Source organism: Paenibacillus sp. WLX2291 (genome assembly GCF_046603665.1).
GTDB lineage: Bacteria > Bacillota > Bacilli > Paenibacillales > Paenibacillaceae > Saccharibacillus.
This window is the reverse complement of the sequence record NZ_CP176755.1, coordinates 3,792,614-3,812,379: the sequence shown is the minus strand read 5'-3', so window position 1 is coordinate 3,812,379 and position 19,766 is coordinate 3,792,614. Positions and strand designations below refer to the sequence as shown.

General features: G+C 49.2%; 16 protein-coding genes and 1 other annotated feature. All 16 genes read left to right on the top strand.

Annotation, left to right across the window (positions count from 1 at the left end):
• Nucleotides 1-171 precede the first annotated feature (171 nt).
• The 16 genes from pgeF to pyrE all read left to right on the top strand — a co-directional run bounded on the left by pgeF (nucleotide 172) and on the right by pyrE (nucleotide 19,525).
• Nucleotides 172-1,017, top strand: coding sequence for a peptidoglycan editing factor PgeF (gene pgeF, locus ACDE64_RS16315; RefSeq protein WP_411347520.1), 846 nt, complete (start codon nucleotides 172-174; stop codon nucleotides 1,015-1,017).
• Nucleotides 1,018-1,023: 6 nt separating this feature from the next.
• Nucleotides 1,024-1,713, top strand: coding sequence for a YggS family pyridoxal phosphate-dependent enzyme (locus ACDE64_RS16310; RefSeq protein ID WP_411347519.1), 690 nt, complete (start codon nucleotides 1,024-1,026; stop codon nucleotides 1,711-1,713).
• Between the two features lie 2 nt (nucleotides 1,714-1,715).
• Entirely contained in the window at nucleotides 1,716-2,165 is a 450-nt protein-coding gene (locus ACDE64_RS16305) for a cell division protein SepF (RefSeq protein ID WP_411343168.1), read from the top strand.
• A 7-nt stretch (nucleotides 2,166-2,172) separates the two neighbouring features.
• Nucleotides 2,173-2,442: a YggT family protein gene (locus ACDE64_RS16300; RefSeq protein WP_367060063.1), complete on the top strand. Its 270-nt coding sequence runs from the start codon at nucleotides 2,173-2,175 to the stop codon at nucleotides 2,440-2,442.
• Nucleotides 2,443-2,645: 203 nt separating this feature from the next.
• Nucleotides 2,646-3,428, top strand: coding sequence for an RNA-binding protein (locus tag ACDE64_RS16295; protein ID WP_411347518.1), 783 nt, complete (start codon nucleotides 2,646-2,648; stop codon nucleotides 3,426-3,428).
• 307 nt (nucleotides 3,429-3,735) lie between these two features.
• Nucleotides 3,736-4,329: a DivIVA domain-containing protein gene (locus tag ACDE64_RS16290; protein WP_411343165.1), complete on the top strand. Its 594-nt coding sequence runs from the start codon at nucleotides 3,736-3,738 to the stop codon at nucleotides 4,327-4,329.
• 160 nt (nucleotides 4,330-4,489) lie between these two features.
• Nucleotides 4,490-4,765 (top strand) — a binding site (T-box leader).
• A 66-nt stretch (nucleotides 4,766-4,831) separates the two neighbouring features.
• Nucleotides 4,832-7,927 carry an isoleucine--tRNA ligase gene (gene ileS, locus ACDE64_RS16285; protein ID WP_411347517.1) on the top strand — a complete coding sequence of 1,032 codons (3,096 nt, stop codon included), beginning with the start codon at nucleotides 4,832-4,834 and terminating at the stop codon, nucleotides 7,925-7,927.
• Nucleotides 7,928-8,220: 293 nt separating this feature from the next.
• On the top strand, nucleotides 8,221-8,712 hold the full coding sequence (gene lspA, locus ACDE64_RS16280) for a signal peptidase II (RefSeq protein WP_411343163.1): 492 nt from the start codon (nucleotides 8,221-8,223) through the stop codon (nucleotides 8,710-8,712).
• Between the two features lie 60 nt (nucleotides 8,713-8,772).
• A complete protein-coding gene (locus ACDE64_RS16275) occupies nucleotides 8,773-9,738 on the top strand; it encodes an RluA family pseudouridine synthase (protein ID WP_411346818.1) in 966 nt (321 codons plus the stop codon).
• 890 nt (nucleotides 9,739-10,628) lie between these two features.
• Nucleotides 10,629-11,192 carry a bifunctional pyr operon transcriptional regulator/uracil phosphoribosyltransferase PyrR gene (pyrR, locus tag ACDE64_RS16270; protein ID WP_411346817.1) on the top strand — a complete coding sequence of 188 codons (564 nt, stop codon included), beginning with the start codon at nucleotides 10,629-10,631 and terminating at the stop codon, nucleotides 11,190-11,192.
• The gene (locus tag ACDE64_RS16265; protein ID WP_411347516.1) at nucleotides 11,189-12,100 is read left to right on the top strand and encodes an aspartate carbamoyltransferase catalytic subunit; all 912 of its coding nucleotides are present in this window, start codon (nucleotides 11,189-11,191) and stop codon (nucleotides 12,098-12,100) included. The genes pyrR and ACDE64_RS16265 overlap by 4 nt, the downstream gene beginning before the upstream one ends.
• A 97-nt stretch (nucleotides 12,101-12,197) precedes the next feature.
• A complete protein-coding gene (locus tag ACDE64_RS16260; protein ID WP_411347515.1) occupies nucleotides 12,198-13,523 on the top strand; it encodes a dihydroorotase in 1,326 nt (441 codons plus the stop codon).
• 107 nt (nucleotides 13,524-13,630) lie between these two features.
• On the top strand, nucleotides 13,631-14,761 hold the full coding sequence (gene carA / locus ACDE64_RS16255; RefSeq protein ID WP_411347514.1) for a glutamine-hydrolyzing carbamoyl-phosphate synthase small subunit: 1,131 nt from the start codon (nucleotides 13,631-13,633) through the stop codon (nucleotides 14,759-14,761).
• A gap of 2 nt (nucleotides 14,762-14,763) precedes the next feature.
• On the top strand, nucleotides 14,764-18,060 hold the full coding sequence (gene carB, locus ACDE64_RS16250; protein ID WP_411347513.1) for a carbamoyl-phosphate synthase large subunit: 3,297 nt from the start codon (nucleotides 14,764-14,766) through the stop codon (nucleotides 18,058-18,060).
• 84 nt (nucleotides 18,061-18,144) lie between these two features.
• Nucleotides 18,145-18,894 (top strand): orotidine-5'-phosphate decarboxylase, encoded by a 750-nt coding sequence (pyrF, locus tag ACDE64_RS16245; RefSeq protein WP_411347512.1) that lies wholly within the window; start codon nucleotides 18,145-18,147, stop codon nucleotides 18,892-18,894.
• On the top strand, nucleotides 18,881-19,525 hold the full coding sequence (pyrE, locus tag ACDE64_RS16240; protein ID WP_411343157.1) for an orotate phosphoribosyltransferase: 645 nt from the start codon (nucleotides 18,881-18,883) through the stop codon (nucleotides 19,523-19,525). Before pyrF ends, pyrE begins: the two co-directional genes overlap by 14 nt.
• Nucleotides 19,526-19,766 lie beyond the last annotated feature (241 nt).

Here is a 19,766-nt window from a genome sequence, read left to right as displayed (position 1 = left end):
ATCGATAGATTGGAAGATGGATTAGCATCATAATTATTGCAATCGAACTGCAAGGAATATTGCAGATCTTATAAGGAAAGGACTTGTTTTCTACGGAAAACAGGTCTTTTTCATTTCAGCGCATTTCGGCAAGTTCATGATCAATTTATACTTTCAATAGTGAGGTGCAGCATGGAACCATTCGAAAGTCGTATCCAAACTACCGGTCCCGAACTATTTCAGCTGGATTGTTCAGGCTGGAGCAGCGGCATTAGTGCAGGCTTCACCGGGCGTCGCGGCGGCATTAGCCGAGAACCGTATCATTCGTTTAACTTGGCTTATCATGTAGAAGATCGCCCAGAGGATGTACTAGGGAACCGTCGCTTGCTCTGTGAAGCGCTTGGTTTTCAACCGCAAAACTGGGTGTGCGGTGAGCAGGTGCATAGTAGCAATATCGCTGTTGTCACAGCAGAGCATGCAGGGAAAGGCTGGGCAGATCGGGAAAGTGCGTTTCAAAACACAGATGGACTTGTGACAGATGTGCCGGGTCTGCTGCTCACTTCCTTTTACGCAGATTGTGTGCCATTATACTTTATAGATCCTGTACGCCGAGTCATTGGGCTTGCTCATGCTGGTTGGAAAGGCACTGTCGCTAATATTGCTGGCGAGATGGTACGTACGATGCAGCAGCAGTATGGTAGTAACCCTGCGGATCTGCATGCCGCTATCGGCCCTTCGATTGGGATGGATCAGTATGAAGTGGATGCGCATGTGATGGATAAGGTGGATGTTTGGACAGCCGCATTGCAGGGTAATGGACAAGAGCCTACATATGCAAAACAGGGATTACCCGGCAAAACATGGCTGGATTTAAAACAATTAAATCGCGAAATCATGATTTTTGCAGGAATACAGCCACAGCACATCGAATATAGTACATGGTGTACGTATGATCATCATGATCTTTTCTTCTCATATCGCGCTGATGGAGGCCGTACAGGCCGAATGGCAAGCTGGATTGGTATAGAAATGGAGTGACACAGATTGGGATTGCAAGAACGAATAGCTCAGGTACAGCAGCGTATCGAAGCTGCCTGTGAGCGCAGCGGACGACGTGCGGATGAGGTACAGGTGGTCGCTGTGACCAAGTATGTATCCACGGACAAAACAGAACGCGTGCTGGATGCCGGGCTGAATCATCTAGGTGAGAACCGCTGGCAACATGCAAAGGATAAATGGGAAGCTCTGCATGAACGCGGAGTGTGGCATTTTATCGGTCATTTGCAAACAAACAAAGTCAAAGACGTAATCGGCAAATTTCAATATATCCATTCATTGGATCGTCTGTCCCTTGCCAAAGAGTTGGAGAAAAAGGCGGCTGAAGCAGACTTGACGGTACAAGTATTTTTGCAGATTAACATATCGGGTGAAGAGTCCAAATATGGAATTTCCCCGGAGCAGGCGCAGCCATTGTTAGAACAGGTTGCAGCGATGCCACATATACAGGTGATTGGATTGATGACGATGGCGCCGGAAGTGGATAACCCGGAAGAGACGCGTCCCGTATTCCGCGGATTGCGGGAATTGCGTGACCGACTGAACAGCTTGCAACTAACACCAGAGCCGATTCAGCATTTATCCATGGGCATGTCGGGTGATTTTGAAATAGCTGTCGAGGAAGGGGCGACCTTTGTACGTCTTGGCTCCATCCTGGTTGGCAAAGAGGAGGATTAACGATGGGTGTAATGAATCGATTTATGAATTTTCTGGGGCTTCAGGAAGAGGAAGAAGTGATCGAGCGCGAGCAGATTATCGAGGAAGAAGACGATTCGCGTGAAACTTCTCCGGCGGACGTACGTAAGAACAGTAGAGCCAATAATGTCGTCAGTATTCATTCACAGAAAAATGTCAAAGTCATTTTAAATGAACCGCGCAGCTACGACGAGGCGCAGGACATTGCCGACCATCTGCGTTCGCATCGTTCGGTTATCGTCAACCTGCAACGCGTGCGTACCGACCAAGCGCTTCGTATTATCGATTTTATGAGTGGCACGGTCTATGCACTGGGCGGTAGCATTTCCAAAATCGGCGGCAACATTTTCCTGTGTACACCGGATACAGTCGAAATCGAAGGCACAATCGCTGAGATTTTGAGCGACGATTTTGATTATAACAAGATGAGGTGAGCGGACGTTGAGCGTAATTTTTGAAGTACTCGGTATTTTGTACCGCATTTACATGTACATGATCATTATCTACATCCTGTTGTCCTGGCTGCCAAGTGCTCGCGAGAGTTCTTTCGGACAGTTGCTAGGTCGACTAGTTGAACCTTATCTGGCACCATTCCGGCGCTTTATTCCGCCGATTGGCGGCGTGCTGGACATCTCCCCAATCGTAGCGCTGTTTGTTCTGCAATTGGCGTTCAGCGGTTTGCTGTACCTGCTGCAAATGCTGATCTACTAAGACGGGAATGATACGAAACAATCAAAGCTGAAGCGCAGTGCGGACGGTATACCGGTTATTCATCCGCACGTTGCTTCAGCTTTTTGGTATGCAAATGGTCTTATTATTTGGTTCACAGTGTTCGTATTATGAACGATACATGCAAAAGGAATGACAATGGAATAGACGAATGTTATATCGTTGAGGAAAGGTAGACATCACGTATGAACAACAATATTTATCATCATTTTCACCCGGACGAACGTGAATTTGTAGAACGGGCGGCAGAGTGGGTAGAGAATGCAGCTCGTTATCATGAGCAAAAGTTGACTGATTTTCTCGATCCACGGCAATCGTATATACTCTCTACTCTGGTGGCACGCGAACCGGATGTGCAAGTAAGGCTAGAAGGCGGCAGTGAACATGCCGAGCGCCGACGTGCGATTATCGCACCGGATTATCTTGATTTGAGCAGTGAGGATATGCAGATGGAAGTACTGATGATCACGCCGGAAGGACAGAAATATACTGAATTGGAGCATGGCGATTACATGGGTTCCATTCTCGGTCTTGGGTTAAAAAGGGACAAGATCGGAGATATTCATGTGCTGGATGATGGCTGTCATATCGTTGTCGCATCCGAAGTATCCTCGTATCTCAATCTGCATATGAATCAAGTGCATCGTCTGCATGTGATGACGGAGCTGCTTCCGATTCATCAGCTTCGGTCTGCACAGCCAGAGCTGCAAACGATGGAGCTGTCTGTCGCTTCCCTGCGCCTCGATGGAATCGCCAGTGACGTATATCGGCTTAGCCGCAGCAAAATTCTGGTGCCGATCAAAGCAGGACGCTGCAAAGTAAACTGGAAACCCGAAGAAGATCCATCTCATCCGCTCAAAGAAGGGGATATGGTATCGGTGCAGGGATTGGGACGTTTTCGCGTGCTGGAGCTTGAGGGAATCACCAAAAAAGGTCGGTATCGCTTGAAAATTGGAAAATTTGTGTAAATGAAAAGGAGGAAAATGACGGCGGTCTGTGGAACCTATACAGTAACGACCTGTTTCAAATTCACCATGTTCCGGTGTATATACAAAAGGGTCTGACTGTCCGGGCAAAGCCGTCATTTTACATGATTTTCCGTCTATGTCATATGATGATGCCACGGCTGCAAGATCAACAAAATCGTCGCTACAACCGATATCGTGATCATGCTGCTTCTTTACGTACAAGATAGTATTCAATCGCGTCGAAATGAAGTATGATATCACTAATGAGGCAATTTAGCGGCCCGAATATTATAGGAGGTGTCTACCCATGCCATTAACCCCGCTGGATATACATAATAAGGAATTCTCGCGCAGGCTGCGTGGTTATGACGAAGATGAAGTGAATGAGTTCCTCGATCAGGTGATCAAGGATTATGAGGGGCTTATCCGCGAAAACAAGGAATTGCAAAATCAGCTGCTTGGTGTTCAGGAGCGTCTGGATCATTTTGCAAACCTGGAGGAGACACTGAGCAAAACGATCATTGTTGCCCAGGAAGCGGCGGATGAAGTGAAAAACAACGCCAAAAAAGAAGCGCAGTTGATCATCAAGGAATCCGAGAAAAATGCGGATCGCATTATCAACGAATCGCTATCCAAAGCACGCAAGGTGTCGATGGAAGTGGAGGAGCTGAAGAAGCAGGCTTCCATTTACCGTACTCGTTTCCGCACGTTGGTTGAAGCGCAGCTGGAACTTCTCGGTCAAGATGGCTGGGACGCGCTGGAGAACCAGACTCGCGAACTCGAACGTACGAGCAGCGAACGTCAAGAGCGCAATGAGCGTGACCGCGAGCAATGGAATCGCGAACGTCAAGATGAGCGTGAACCGGAAGAAAGCCGTTCCGGCGGTAGCGATCTGTATTGATAAGACGAGCCTTGGATCGTACAAATGATCAAGTTGTGACGGTAACGGACATTTGCCCGTTGTTGTGCCGAAATGGTTGACATTTGACGGACAAAGCGATATAAATATTTTATAGCTGTGACCGGATTATGTCCCGTGTCACTCCCCGCAATACATTTGCATACATTCTGTGATGGGGCCAGTACAGGTTATGATTGTTCTATAGAGAGTTGGCGGTCGGTGCAAGCCAATGAACAACGAACCATGGAAAATCTCCCCGGAGAAGCGCGGCTGAAATGAATCAGTAAGCCAAGCCGGATTGCCTGCCGTTATCAAGGCGCCGCATACATTGTGCGGGCACAAGTGTCATTTTGAATGGACATTGCATGTTATAATGAGCATGATATGGCATTCAGAATGAAACAAGGGTGGTAACGCGAGCAACCTCGTCCCTTTCCAGGGACGGGGTTTTTTTGATGTTTTGCAAGCGGGATGTTTTGAATGAAGAGAGGATGAATGAACCATGCAAAGAGTGGATGTCAAAGAAAAAGCACGGGCACGCGACCTGCGTATTCTGAATAAATGGAATGCGGAGCGCACATTCCAGCGCTCCATCGAAAATCGTCAGGACAAGCCGAACTTCGTCTTTTACGAAGGACCGCCAACAGCGAACGGTAAACCGCATATCGGTCATGTATTAGGTCGAGTGATTAAAGACTTTATCGGTCGTTACAACACGATGAAAGGCTACCGTGTCGTTCGTAAAGCTGGTTGGGATACACACGGTCTGCCGGTGGAGCTGGGTGTACAGAAGAAGCTGGGCATCTCCCACAAATGGGAGATCGAAGATTACGGTGTAGAGAAATTCATTAACGAATGTAAAGCAAGCGTATTTGAATATGAGCAGCAATGGCGCGATCTGACAGAAGCAATCGGCTATTGGACAGATATGGACAATCCGTATATCACACTGAACAATGGATATATCGAGAGCGTATGGAACATTCTGGCAACCATCCACGATAAAGGTCTGATGTACCGTGGGCACCGTGTTAGCCCGTATTGCCCGTCCTGTCAGACGACGCTCAGCTCTCACGAAGTGGCACAGGGTTACAAAGATGTCAAAGACCTGAGTGCTACTGCCAAGTTCAAGCTGCATGATAGCGGCGAATATGTACTGGCATGGACGACAACACCTTGGACATTGCCATCTCACGTAGCACTGGCAGTGAACCCGGATATGGAATATGCGCGTGTGAGTCAGAATGGCGAAGTATATATCCTTGCCAAAAATTTAGTTGAAAAAGTCATGGCTCCAATCAAAGCCGAATACGAAGTGTTGAGTACACTGCCAGGTTCCGAGCTGGTAGGCAAAACGTACGATTCGCCATTTAGCTACATCAAAGCAGAGAAAACGAATATCATCCTCGGCGCAGGCTTTGTTACTGATGCTAGCGGTACTGGTATCGTTCATATGGCTCCAGCGCATGGTGAAGATGACTATCGTGTTTGCCGCGAGAATGGAATCAGCTTCGTTAACTTGGTCGATCTGGAAGGTAAATTCGTACCGGAAGTGACCGATTTTGCTGGTCGTTTTGTCAAAGATTGCGATGTAGATATCATCAAATATCTGTCCGAGCATAATACCTTGTTCAGCAAAGAGCGCTACGAGCACAGCTATCCATTCTGCTGGCGTTGTGATACGCCGCTGTTGTACTATGCGATGGACAGCTGGTTTATCCAAACGACTGCGATCAAAGATCAGCTGATTGCTAACAATAGCGATGTAACCTGGTATCCGGGTCATGTACGCGATGGTCGTTTTGGTAAATTCCTGGAAGACCTTGTGGACTGGAATATCAGCCGTGATCGTTACTGGGGCACACCGCTGAACGTATGGGTATGTGAAGAAACGGGTGAGCAATTTGCACCGCACAGCATTGCCGAACTGCGTGAGCGTGCGATCGGCGATGTACCGGAAAACCTGGAATTGCACAAGCCATACGTGGATGATGTGAAAGTACGTAGTTCCTGTGGCAAATATGAAATGAAGCGCACACCGGAAGTGATTGACGTTTGGTTCGATAGCGGCTCCATGCCGTTCGCCCAGCAGCACTATCCGTTTGAAAATAAAGATGTGTTCCAGCAGCAATACCCAGCGGATATGATCTGCGAAGGGATCGATCAGACCCGCGGCTGGTTCTACAGTCTGTTGGCAGTATCGACATTGCTGACTGGTCAAGCACCATACAAAGCTGTCATGGCAACCGGTCACGTACTGGATGAGAGCGGACAGAAAATGTCCAAATCGAAAGGCAATGTTATCGATCCATGGGAAGTCATCGACGAATACGGTACCGATGCATTCCGTTGGGCACTGTTATCTGATAGCGCACCATGGAACAGCAAACGTTTCTCCAAAGGTATCGTCGGTGAGGCGAAGTCCAAGCTGGTGGATACACTCGTCAATACCCATGCGTTCCTGACGCTGTATGCGACGATTGATGGATTTGATCCGGCAGAGCATCCGTTCCAACTATCAGCACACAAGCTGGATCGCTGGATCGTGTCTCGCCTGAACAGCCTGATCATCGTGGTCGACAAGGCGCTGGCAGTGAACGATTATTTGAACTCGTCCAAAGCGATCGAAGCATTTGTCGATGAGCTGAGCAACTGGTATATCCGCCGTTCGCGCGATCGTTTCTGGGGTACAGGATTGACGGATGACAAGCTGGACGCTTACCGCACGCTGACTGAAGTGTTGCTGACGACTGCGAAGCTGCTGGCACCATTTACACCGATGCTGGCGGAAGATATTTACCTGAATCTGAGTAGTGGCGAGAGCGTGCATATGGACGATTATCCGGTGTCCAACGAAGCATGGATTGATGCGGAACTGGAGCGCGATATGGAAACAGCACGTCGCATCGTCGAGTTGGCACGTAACGTCCGTAACGAAACAGGCATCAAAAACCGTCAGCCGTTGTCCGAATTGATCGTGTCGATCGACAAGGACTTTGATCTGGCAAGTTACGAAGAGATCATCAAGGATGAGATCAACGTAAAAGGCATTCGTACCGAGCATGATGACGCTGGCTTCGTTGATTTTACATTCAAGCTGAACCTGAAAGTTGCTGGTAAAAAGTATGGTAAAAACGTCGGTTTCCTGCAAAACTTCTTCAAAGAAATGTCCGCAGACGAAACCCGCCATGTCGTGCAAGCAGGCGTACTGAATGTGACTTCACCGGAAGGTGAAGAACTGCATGTCACGAGTGAAGAATTGCTAGTCGAGAAAAAAGCCAAATCCGGCTTTGCTTCCGCGTCCGGTTACGGTCTGACGGTTGCACTTAATACCGACATCACACCTGAGCTGGAACAGGAAGGCTGGGTGCGTGAAGTGGTACGTACTGTACAGGACTACCGCAAAAAGCTTGACCTGCCGATTGAGAAATATGTACATCTCACCCTCAACGTCAGCGATGAGTTGCGTCAGGCGATTCAAGCCTTTGACAGTGTACTGCGTGAGAATGTGCTTGTAACAGACGTGACCTTCGGCGAAGTGGATGGCATGGAACAAGTAGAGCTGGTCGGTCAAAAAGCTAGCATCCACGTATCGTAATTCGCTATTCTCTGTAACATATGCTAATCGTTCAAAGTAAGCCAAGCAGCCTGTTCCTTTGATAAGGAATAGGCTGCTTTTTGTATAGCAACTTGTTTGAAGATTTGTCATGATGATCCTGAACCTATCCATTAACATGAAAATGGGATAACTAGCGTATCCCTGTTTGATCAATAGACGCACCCCGACCCCTATGCTACAATAAGAAAAGCTGTGTTCACGATGAAACGGACCCTGTAAGGCGATCCGCTGTCGCCGGCACAGGGATTGAACAAACAGGGTGGAGGATGAACGTGATCTATTATGTCATTGCGCTCGTGGCGATTATTATCGACCAGATCAGCAAATTTTTCGTAGCAACGCGCATGGAGTTGAGAGAGCAAATTCCGGTGATCGGTGACTTTTTCCTGATTACATCGCATCGTAATCAAGGAGCGGCATTTGGTATTTTGCAAAATCAGCGCTGGTTTTTCATCGTCATTACGATTGCAGTTGTTGTAGCAATCGTGTGGTACATTCAAAAAGTCAAATCACGTCCGGATAAGCTGCTGCCTGTCGCACTGTCGCTTGTACTTGGCGGAGCGGTCGGCAACTTTATAGATCGTGCACGGATGGGAGAGGTCGTCGATTTCTTCCAGTTTAATTTTGGCAGTTATACCTTCCCGATCTTTAACGTAGCAGATTCCTGCATCGTGGTCGGGGTGGCACTGATCATTCTGGACGCGCTGCTGGATATGCGCCGCGAAAAGAATCAGCCTGTAGAGCAGAAAGAGGAGAACATCTAAGTGAGTAATCATAATAACGAGCAATACCCGCAAAACGAAGCTGACCTGAACGAAGAAACATTGGTCGACGAATTGTCCGCCGAGTTGGATGATGAAGAAACTGGCGCTGACACATTGGAGTGGACGGTGGAAGCGGCAGATGCCAAAGCACGGATCGACAAATACATTACCGACCGGATGCCGGAAGGCTTTTCCCGTTCTCAAATTCAAGGTTGGATCGTAGACAATCATGTGACCGTCAATGGACAAACCGTAAAAGCCAATCGCAAACTGGCAGAAGGCGAGCAAGTTGTCGTTACGATTCCTGATCTGTCCGCAACCGAGCTGGAACCGGAAAATATTCCGCTGAATATCGTATACGAAGATTCCGACCTGATCGTGATCAACAAAGCACGCGGCATGGTCGTGCATCCTGCTGCTGGTCACTATTCCGGTACGATGGTCAATGCACTGATGTATCATTGCACCGACCTGTCCGGCATTAACGGCGAACTGCGTCCGGGCATCGTACATCGTATCGATAAGGACACCAGTGGACTGCTGATGGCTGCCAAAAATGATAAAGCCCATGCATCCCTGTCTGCCCAGCTCAAAGATCACAGTGTGACCCGCAAATACATTGCGCTTGTACACGGTAATATCGATCACGATCATGGTACGATCGACGCCCCAATCGGACGCGCATCGCAAAACCGCAAAATGTTCACCGTAACCGATAAAAACGGCAAACACGCCATAACCCATTTTGCCGTTACCGAACGCTTCGGCGATTTCACTGTTGCCGAGCTGCGTCTCGAAACCGGACGCACGCACCAGATCCGTGTCCACATGAAATTCATCGACCACCCGCTGGTCGGCGACCCGATGTACGGACGCGTACGCGCCAAAGCATCCTACGTCAAAGGGCAAGCACTGCACGCCGCTGTACTCGGCTTTGTACACCCAACGACTGGCGAATACCTCGAATTCGAAGCACCGATCCCGGACGATATGGAACAAGAACTATTCGCCCTGCGCAACCGCTAATTCCGTTTAAGTACAGAACGAATAATGCTGAGTGGTTGCATAACGATTGAGTGGTTACATGTGCTATATGGAATCTTATACAGAACTCGACAAAGAACTCTATATAGAACTCTATATAGAACTCTATATAGAACATTTCATTTACACCAATTGATTATGCAACTACCCGCTCAATCAATATTTCATCTGTACAATGCTTCGTGCACTATCCTTCATGCACTATCTAAAAGAGAATAGATGATCACACCAAAAGACTGGGAACTTGCTATCATGCAAACTCCCAGTCTTTTTGCATGGATCAATACTTCGCCTAAAATAGGCTATGAGGTATAAAGCAAGCCGCACGGAACGGAGGAAAAGGAAAAATGCCAAAAGACCGACTTTGAAGAGTGGAGTTTTTACCACTCACCCCCTATTCAGAAAAAACTCCACTCTTCACCCGAGGTCGTTGGCATTTTCCTTTTCCGGAGTGGTTTCTCTTATTTAGTCCATGCCAACGTTGATCGGTTCCTATATCTACATTTTGCAGCATGTCCTAAAACGAATCCCACCAACAAGGTTGACATCCCCACCCGCATCTGTCATAATTCAGTTCAGATGAATAAGCACCTTTAATTCAGTCCAGAGAGACTGGCAAGGTAACGTGAATGATGTTCACTGCAAGTACGCCCTCCGCTGGAGTGGTGAGGTTGCAGTGCGTCTAAGTATGACAGTCATAACCGAGGGTAGATGACTGCACACTCCTTGCCATTCCGGGCAGGGAGTTTTTTTATACCCTGTTTCGGATGGCGCAGCACGAGTTTGCAGCATGACCACAGCACGGTATGCCTGTTAACCACGGGGCCTTAGGTGTAAGCAACATAAACCTGAGGAGGCTACAAATCATGACAATGGATACGCATATCAACATTATCATGGATGAGACGGCAATTCGCCGGGCACTGACCCGTATTGCACACGAGATTTTGGAGAAAAATAAAGGTATCGAAGATTGCATCATCGTCGGCATCCGTACACGCGGCGTGTATCTGGCACGACGGATTGCAGCTCGTATTCAGGAAATTGAAGGCACTCCGGTTCCTTACGGCGAGCTGGACATCACCGGCTACCGTGACGACCGTAGCGACGAACCGAAGGCAGCACTAGGCGAACAAGTGCGATTGACGCCGGAGAATCTGAGCATCCGCGACAAGAAGATTATTTTGATTGATGATGTACTATATACTGGTAGAACAATCCGCGCAGCTATGGATGCGCTGATGGATTGCGGACGACCGAATATGATTCAACTGGCAGTGCTGGCTGACCGCGGACACCGCGAACTACCGATTCGACCGGATTACATCGGTAAAAATGTACCAACTTCCAAACTGGAAGAAATCGAAGTGCTGCTAAGCGAAGTGGACGGGAACGATCAGGTCAATATCCTGCAACATCGGGAGGTACTGGTATGATCATGACAACAACAAACCTGAACCAACGCAGCTTGCTGGGACTGAAAGGCATGAGCGCCTCTGAATTGACTTCGATTCTAGATCGCGCCGCATATTGGGATGCACACACCGAGAAACAGGTATCCGTGCTGCAAGGCAAATTTGTAGCGAATATGTTTTTTGAAAATAGTACCCGTACTCGCGTTTCCTTTGAAATGGCGCAGAAGCGACTAGGCGCCGAAGTACTGAACTTTACATCAGCTGCTTCCAGTGTGGAGAAAGGCGAATCGATCTACGATACTGTCCGAACACTGGAAAGTATGGGCATCGATGCGGGAGTTATTCGTTTGAAGCCTGCGGGTGTACTGCAACAGCTGGCAGAGAAAGTGAGCGTTCCGCTCATTAACGCCGGGGATGGTAACAACGAGCACCCGACACAGGCGCTGCTTGACCTGTACACCATGAAACGTCATTTTGGCGATATGAAAGGTCTGCGTGTCGCGATTGTGGGCGACATCTTGCATAGCCGCGTCGCTCGCTCCAACTTCTGGGCACTCACGGCGATGGGGGCGAATGTTAGCTTCTGCGCACCGGACAATATGAAAGCAACCGACATTCCAGATATGAAATACATCTCTATGGAAGAAGCACTGCAAGCCGACGTGATCATGATGCTACGAGTACAGCTTGAACGTCACGCCAGCGGCATGATCCAATCTGCCGAAGATTACCGGCTGCACTACGGATTGACTGAGGACAGAGCAACGAAGCTAAAGCCGCATGCAATCATCATGCATCCGGCTCCGGTCAACCGTAATGTCGAGATCGACGACGCACTGGTAGAAAGCCCGAAATCGAAAATTTTCACGCAAATGCAAAATGGCGTACCGATCCGCATGGCGGTTATCGAACGCGCACTACGCAATTAATCATACAGTAGATACACTTGAATAACGATTCAGGTATTCGCATCTGTATGCAACGATTATGCAGTGATGCGAATACCGATAACTTCGGAGGTATAGGATGACAATTTTCATAAAAAACGCAAATGTACTGAACGGACAAGGTGAACTAAAGGCAACGCATGTATGGGTAGAAGACGGTAAAATCGCTCGTATATTTCCGGCAGATCAAGCGGCAGAAGAGATCATCCGCGAACTGGCAAATGGCGCCGAGCTGACCGAGATTGATGGCACAGGCAAGCTGCTGACACCGGGTTTGATCGATATGCACGTGCATCTGCGCGAGCCGGGCTTTGAACATAAAGAAACGATTGCCAGCGGCACAGAAGCCGCAGCAAAGGGCGGGTATACAACAATCGCTTGTATGCCGAACACCAAGCCGGTAACCGATAAGCCGGAAGTGGTAGAGCTTATTTTGGACAAAGCTGCACAAGCCAACGGCGTCAAAGTACTGCCATATGCAGCGATCACGTACAATGAACTGGGACGCGAATTGACTGACTTTGCAGCACTGAAAGCAGCAGGCGCTGTCGGCTTTACAGATGATGGTGTCGGCGTACAAAATGCACAAATGATGAAGGATGCAATGAGGCTAGCGGCTTCCATTGATATGCCGGTTATCGCTCACTGTGAGGACGATTCACTCGTTGTCGGCGCAGCCGTAACGGATGGTGAATTTGCTCGCAAGCACGGTTTAAAAGGCATACCGAACGAATCCGAAGCGATTCATGTCGGACGCGATATTTTGCTCGCCGAAGCGACCGGTGTGCATTATCATGTATGCCACGTTAGTACAGAACAATCCATCCGCTTGATCCGACTGGCAAAATCAATCGGCATCAACGTGACCGCTGAGGTGTGTCCGCATCACTTGATTTTGTCTGACGAGGACATTCCGGGTATGGATGCCAATTGGAAAATGAACCCGCCGCTGCGCTCGCCGCGTGATGTGGAAGCCTGCATCGCCGCGCTGGAAGACGGTACACTCGATATCATCGTTACCGACCATGCACCGCATAGCGCCGAGGAAAAGGCAAAAGGCATGGAGCTGGCACCATTCGGTATTACTGGATTCGAAACGGCATTTCCACTGCTCTACACCAAGTTCGTCAAGACTGGACGCTGGTCGCTTGAACTACTGGTACAGCGCATGACTGCCGATCCGGCAAGAGTATTCCGCCTCGACAGCGGACGTCTGGAAACGGGCGCACCTGCCGACCTGACATTGATCGATCTGGATAGCGAACGAGCGGTTGATCCGGCGACATTTGCTTCCAAAGGAAAGAACACACCATTTACAGGATGGAAGCTACAAGGATGGCCAACCATGACAATTGTGGGCGGTCAAATCGTGTGGTCAGAGAAAACGATAACTACTAGTGCATAAATATACCAACTTGTGATATAATTATTCAGACGATTCAATAAGAAGGATGCATGGGTGTCCATGCTCCATCATTATAACTTTCAGGAAAGACAGAGGAGTGAAACGGAATGCAGGCAAAATTGTTATTGGAAGACGGAACATTATTCACCGGCCGTAGCTTCGGAGCGGAAGGCGAAACGACGGGAGAGGTTGTATTCAATACCGGAATTACCGGTTACCAGGAGGTACTGTCCGATCCGTCGTACTGCGGACAGATTGTAACGATGACTTATCCACTGATCGGAAATTATGGTATTAACCGCGATGACTTTGAGTCGGTTCGTCCATATATTAATGGATTCGTTGTCCGACGGCATGAGCCGGTTCCAAGTAACTGGCGCGCTCAGTACAGCATCGACGAACTGCTGCGCGAATATGGCATTATCGGCATTAGTGATATTGATACACGGATGCTGACACGCCGCATCCGTCATCAAGGCACGATGCGCGGCATTCTGTCGACCGCATCACTGTCTACAGAGGAACTGATGGAGCGCCTGCAAGGCACAACATCGTCCATCGATCAGGTGAGCCACACATCGACTCGCCACATCTACAGCAGCCCAGGTGCGAAAGAGCGCATCGTGCTGATCGACTACGGTGCGAAGAGCGGGATCGTACGCGAACTGTCACAACGTGGTTGCGACGTCGTGGTAGTACCACAGGATACAACAGCTGAGCAGATTCGCCGTCTACATCCAGATGGCATTCAGCTGTCTAACGGCCCTGGGGACCCGAAAGATGTTCCGCATGCGGTCAATGTACTGAGCGAACTGCTTGGCGAATACCCGATCTTCGGCATCTGCCTTGGTCACCAACTGTTTGCGCTGGCATGCGGTGCGGATACCGAGAAGCTAAAATTCGGTCATCGCGGGGGTAACCACCCGGTCAAAGACTTGAGCACTGGACGCTGCTATATCACTTCCCAGAACCATGGCTATACAGTCAAAGAAGAATCAATTGTAGGTACAGATCTGGAAGTAACACACATCAATAACAATGACAAAACGATTGAAGGACTGAAGCATAGCAAATACCCTGCCTTCTCTGTACAATACCATCCAGAAGCGGCACCGGGACCATTTGATAACAGCTATCTGTTCGATCAATTTTTGAATATGATTCGTGAGCACAAACAAGACAATCCGAAGAAAACACGTCAGGCCGAAATGTTTGCCGCTTTGAAAGGAGCTAACTAAGCATGCCCAAGAATAATGACCTCAAGAAAATCCTCGTGATCGGTTCCGGTCCGATTGTAATCGGACAAGCAGCCGAGTTTGACTACGCAGGAACACAGGCGTGTCAAGCGCTCAAAGAAGAAGGCGTTGAAGTGGTGCTGATCAACAGCAACCCGGCAACGATTATGACCGATACGAACATGGCAGATAAAGTGTACATCGAGCCAATTACACTGGAATTCGTGACCCAGATCATTCGTCAGGAGCGTCCTGATGGACTGTTGCCGACACTGGGCGGTCAAACGGGTCTGAATATGGCGGTAGAATTGGCACGCGCTGGCGTGTTGGAAAGCGAAAATGTGAAGCTGCTCGGTACGCAGCTGAATTCGATTGAAAAAGCGGAAGACCGCGATCTGTTCCGTGATCTGATGAGAGAGCTGGAACAACCGGTTCCAGAAAGTATCATCGCGACTACACTGGAAGAATCACTCGTCTTCGCTAACGAGATCGGCTATCCGATCATCGTGCGTCCGGCCTATACACTGGGCGGCACGGGCGGCGGTATTTGCGCCAATGAAGAAGAATTGCGTGAGACGGTAGCGGCAGGATTGCGCTACAGTCCAATCGGTCAATGTCTGGTAGAGAAGAGCATTGCCGGCATGAAAGAAGTCGAATACGAAGTAATGCGCGATGCGAACGATAACTGTATCGTCGTATGTAATATGGAGAACTTTGACCCGGTTGGTGTACACACTGGCGATAGCATCGTGGTAGCACCAAGTCAAACGCTGTCCGATCGTGAATATCAGATGCTGCGCTCTGCGTCGCTGAAAATCATCCGTGCGCTGAATATCGAAGGCGGATGTAACGTACAGTTTGCACTTGATCCGCAAAGCTACCAATACTATGTAATCGAAGTGAATCCGCGTGTTAGCCGCTCCTCGGCACTGGCATCCAAAGCAACGGGTTATCCGATTGCCAAAATGGCTGCCAAGATTGCCCTTGGTTACACATTGGATGAGATCATGAACCCGGTAACTGGTCAAACATACGCATGCTTTGAGCCGACACTGGATTACATCGTTGCCAAAATCCCACGCTGGCCATTTGACAAATTCACCAGCGCGAACCGCAAGCTCGGTACGCAAATGAAAGCAACCGGTGAAGTAATGGCGATTGGACGTACGTTTGAAGAAGCGATTCACAAAGCCGTACGCTCACTGGAAATCGGAGTACACCGTATTCATCTGAAAGATGCGCACGAGATTTCCGATGAGAAACTGAATGAACGTCTGACCAAAGCAGACGACGAGCGTCTGTTCCTGGTCGCGGAAGCGTTCCGTCGCGGCTACAGTCTGGATCAGATCCAAGAGCTGACCAATGTCGACTGGTGGTTCCTCGACAAGATCGAGCGGATCGTCGCTTATGAATCGGTCATTGCATTGGAAGAACAACTGTCTGATGACACGCTCTATACAGCGAAGCGTCTAGGCTTCACTGACCGTTCCATTGCTGAACTGCGCAAGCCGAATCAGCCGGATGACAAGTTCAGTGATGAACATTCCATCCGTAGCTATCGTAAAGAAAAAGGTCTTGTACCTGTCTATAAAATGGTTGATACGTGCGCAGCCGAGTTTGAAGCGACAACGCCATATTACTACTCCACGTATGAAACCGAGAACGAAGTCACACAAGCCGAGAAGCAAAAGATCGTTGTGCTTGGCTCCGGTCCGATTCGGATTGGTCAAGGGATTGAGTTTGACTACTCGACCGTACACGCTGTATGGGCGATTCAAGAAGCAGGATACGAAGCGGTCATTATCAACAACAACCCGGAAACGGTATCGACCGACTTTAACACATCTGACCGTCTGTACTTTGAACCGCTGTTCTTCGAGGACGTGATGAACGTTATCGAGCAAGAGCAACCAATCGGCGTAATCGTACAGTTTGGTGGACAAACTGCGATCAACTTGGCAGCACCACTGCAACAAGCGGGCGTCAACATTCTCGGTACGAGCCTTGACAGCATCGACGAAGCCGAAAACCGTAAAAAGTTCGAAGCACTGCTGTCCCGTCTGAATATCGCGCAACCAAAAGGCAGCACGGTACAATCGGTTGACGAAGCAGTAGAAACGGCACAGAAGCTTGGCTATCCGGTGCTGGTACGTCCATCGTACGTACTTGGTGGACGCGCGATGGAGATCGTGTACTCTGATGACGAGCTGCTGCGTTATATGGCAGAAGCGGTGAAGATCAATCCAGAACACCCGGTACTGATCGACCGTTATATGCTCGGTAAGGAAGTGGAAGTGGATGCGATCTGTGATGGCGATACGGTTGTTGTACCAGGCATCATGGAGCATATTGAGAGAGCAGGTGTTCACTCCGGTGACTCCATCGCTGTCTACCCGCCACAACATCTGACTGCCGAACTGAAAGAGAAAATCGTTAACATCACGATCAAAATTGCCAAGGAACTGAAAACAATCGGTCTGGTCAACATCCAGTTCGTTATTTTCCAAAATGAAGTGTATGTGATCGAGGTAAACCCGCGTTCCTCCCGTACCGTACCGTTCCTGAGCAAAGTAACCAATATCCCGATGGCAAATATCGCAACACAAGCGATCCTCGGACGCAAGCTGGCTGATCTCGGTTACCAAGAGGGACTGTGGCCAGAAAGCGACTACGTATCTGTGAAAGTACCGGTATTCTCGTTCGCCAAGCTACGTCGTGTAGAACCGACACTCGGACCAGAAATGAAATCGACTGGTGAAGTGATGGGTCGCGACCTGCTATATGCCAAAGCACTATACAAAGGTCTGATCGGTGCTGGTATGAAAATCCCATCCACTGGCGCGCTGATTGCTACAGTAGCCGACAAGGACAAAGACGAAGCAGTTCGTCTGCTCAAAGGCTTCTATCGTCTTGGTTACAAAATCATCGCTACTGGCGGTACAGCCGATGCGCTGAAAGCAGCCAATATCCCGGTTACTGTTGTGAACAAGCTGTCCGAAGGCACACCGAATATTCTGGATCTCATTCGCAGCGGACAAGCAAACTTCGTCGTCAACACGCTGACCAAAGGCAAAACGCCAGAGCGTGACGGATTCCGTATCCGCCGTGAAGCGGTTGAGAACGGCGTCGTCTGCATGACCTCGCTTGATACAGTCGAAGCACTGCTGACTATGCTGGATACGATCAACTTCTCTTCCTACGCAATGCCATCGCTGAGCACGCAAAAGCAGGCAGAGCCAGCAAGTAAAGACATTCAAGCTGTTGTCGGTCAATTGCAAGATCAAGAAACTATCATGAGCTAAATGCTATACCATCATATGCGCGGCGGACCATTCCCATGTCCGCCGTCATTTGTGTGCGCATCGGCATAAAGGAGATGAAGACAGATGAGCGAATATGTACATAGCGCTACTGCCCGGCGGCTGATCGTGGCGCTGGACTATCCAGATGTGGAACAGGCGCGGCAGCTGATACACAAGCTAGCTGGTATTCCTTGTTATATCAAAGTGGGAATGCAGCTCTTTTACGCAGCTGGCCCAGAATTTGTCCGTGAATTGAAGCAAAAGGGCTACTATGTCTTTCTTGATCTGAAAATGCACGATATTCCCAACACCGTCAAAGGCGGCGCCCATAGCATCACTAAGCTTGGTGTTGATATGTTCAATGTGCACGCTGCTGGTGGCAAACAGATGATGCAGGCAGCCGTTGCCGGTATGGAGCAAGCGTTAAGCGAAGATTCTTCTCTGAACCGTCCGCTGCTCATTGCTGTCACACAACTGACCAGCACCTCGCAGCAGGTGATGAACGAAGAGATCGGTATCACTGGTAAAGTAGAGGATACCGTTGTTCGGTACGCTCAATTGGCACGCGAAAGCGGGCTGGATGGCGTGGTATCATCACCGCTGGAAGGCCCGGCAATCAAGCACATGTGCGGAACTTCTTTCCTGACGATTACACCCGGTGTACGCCCGGCAGGAAGCGATGTCGCTGACCAGACGCGCATTATGACGCCCGGACGTGCTATTGCCGCTGGTAACGACTATCTCGTTGTTGGACGCCCTATTACCGCCGCAGCCGACCCAAGGCAGGCAGCAGAACAGATAATCAAGGAGATGAGTGAACATGTTAACCATTGAAGAAATTCCGGCACATATCGCCGCAGCCCTACTCAAAATCGAAGCAGTCGCACTCCGTCCGCAGGAGCCATTTACGTGGACATCTGGCATCAAATCGCCCATCTATTGCGATAACCGTTTGACCATGTCGTATCCGTTTATTCGTGACCAAATTGCCGATGCGTTTGCAACGATTGTACGCGATCAATACCCGGATGCCGATGTCATTGCTGGAACGGCAACCGCCGGTATTCCACACGCCGCCTGGGTATCCGAGAAGCTGGATCTGCCAATGGCATACGTACGTGATAAAGCCAAAGGGCATGGTAAGCAAAATCAGATCGAAGGGCTAATCAAGCCAGGTCAGCGCGTCGTTGTGATTGAGGATCTGATCTCCACAGGTGGCAGTTCGATCAAAGCCGCGGAAGCGATCCGCGAAGCTGGTGCCGAGCCACTAGTTGTACTGGCGATCTTCAGCTACCAGCTGGACAAAGCGGTACAAGCGTTTGAAGATGCCAATCTACCACTGCAAACATTGTCCAACTATACCGCACTGATCGAGAAAGCGGTCGAACTGGGCAAAGTACAGGAAGAAGATCTGGAGCTGCTGCATTCGTGGCGCGAGAATCCGGAAGCATTTGGCAAGGAATAGACTAGATCGGATGAAATTAGAGATTGGATGATATTAGAGTAGACCTGATTAAAATCCAAGATGAAGCATACCAAGATTGCAAACTAGCAGCAGAATGGACGGTATCGATCTGATCTTCTGCTAGTTTGTTGATTGATATGTCTTGTTGGTTCATCGATATGTCCTTTAGCAGGGAACGATACAATATCCAAATGGCAATATGCGTATAAGATGTATGCTGCTACAGATGGAGTGGGTACAA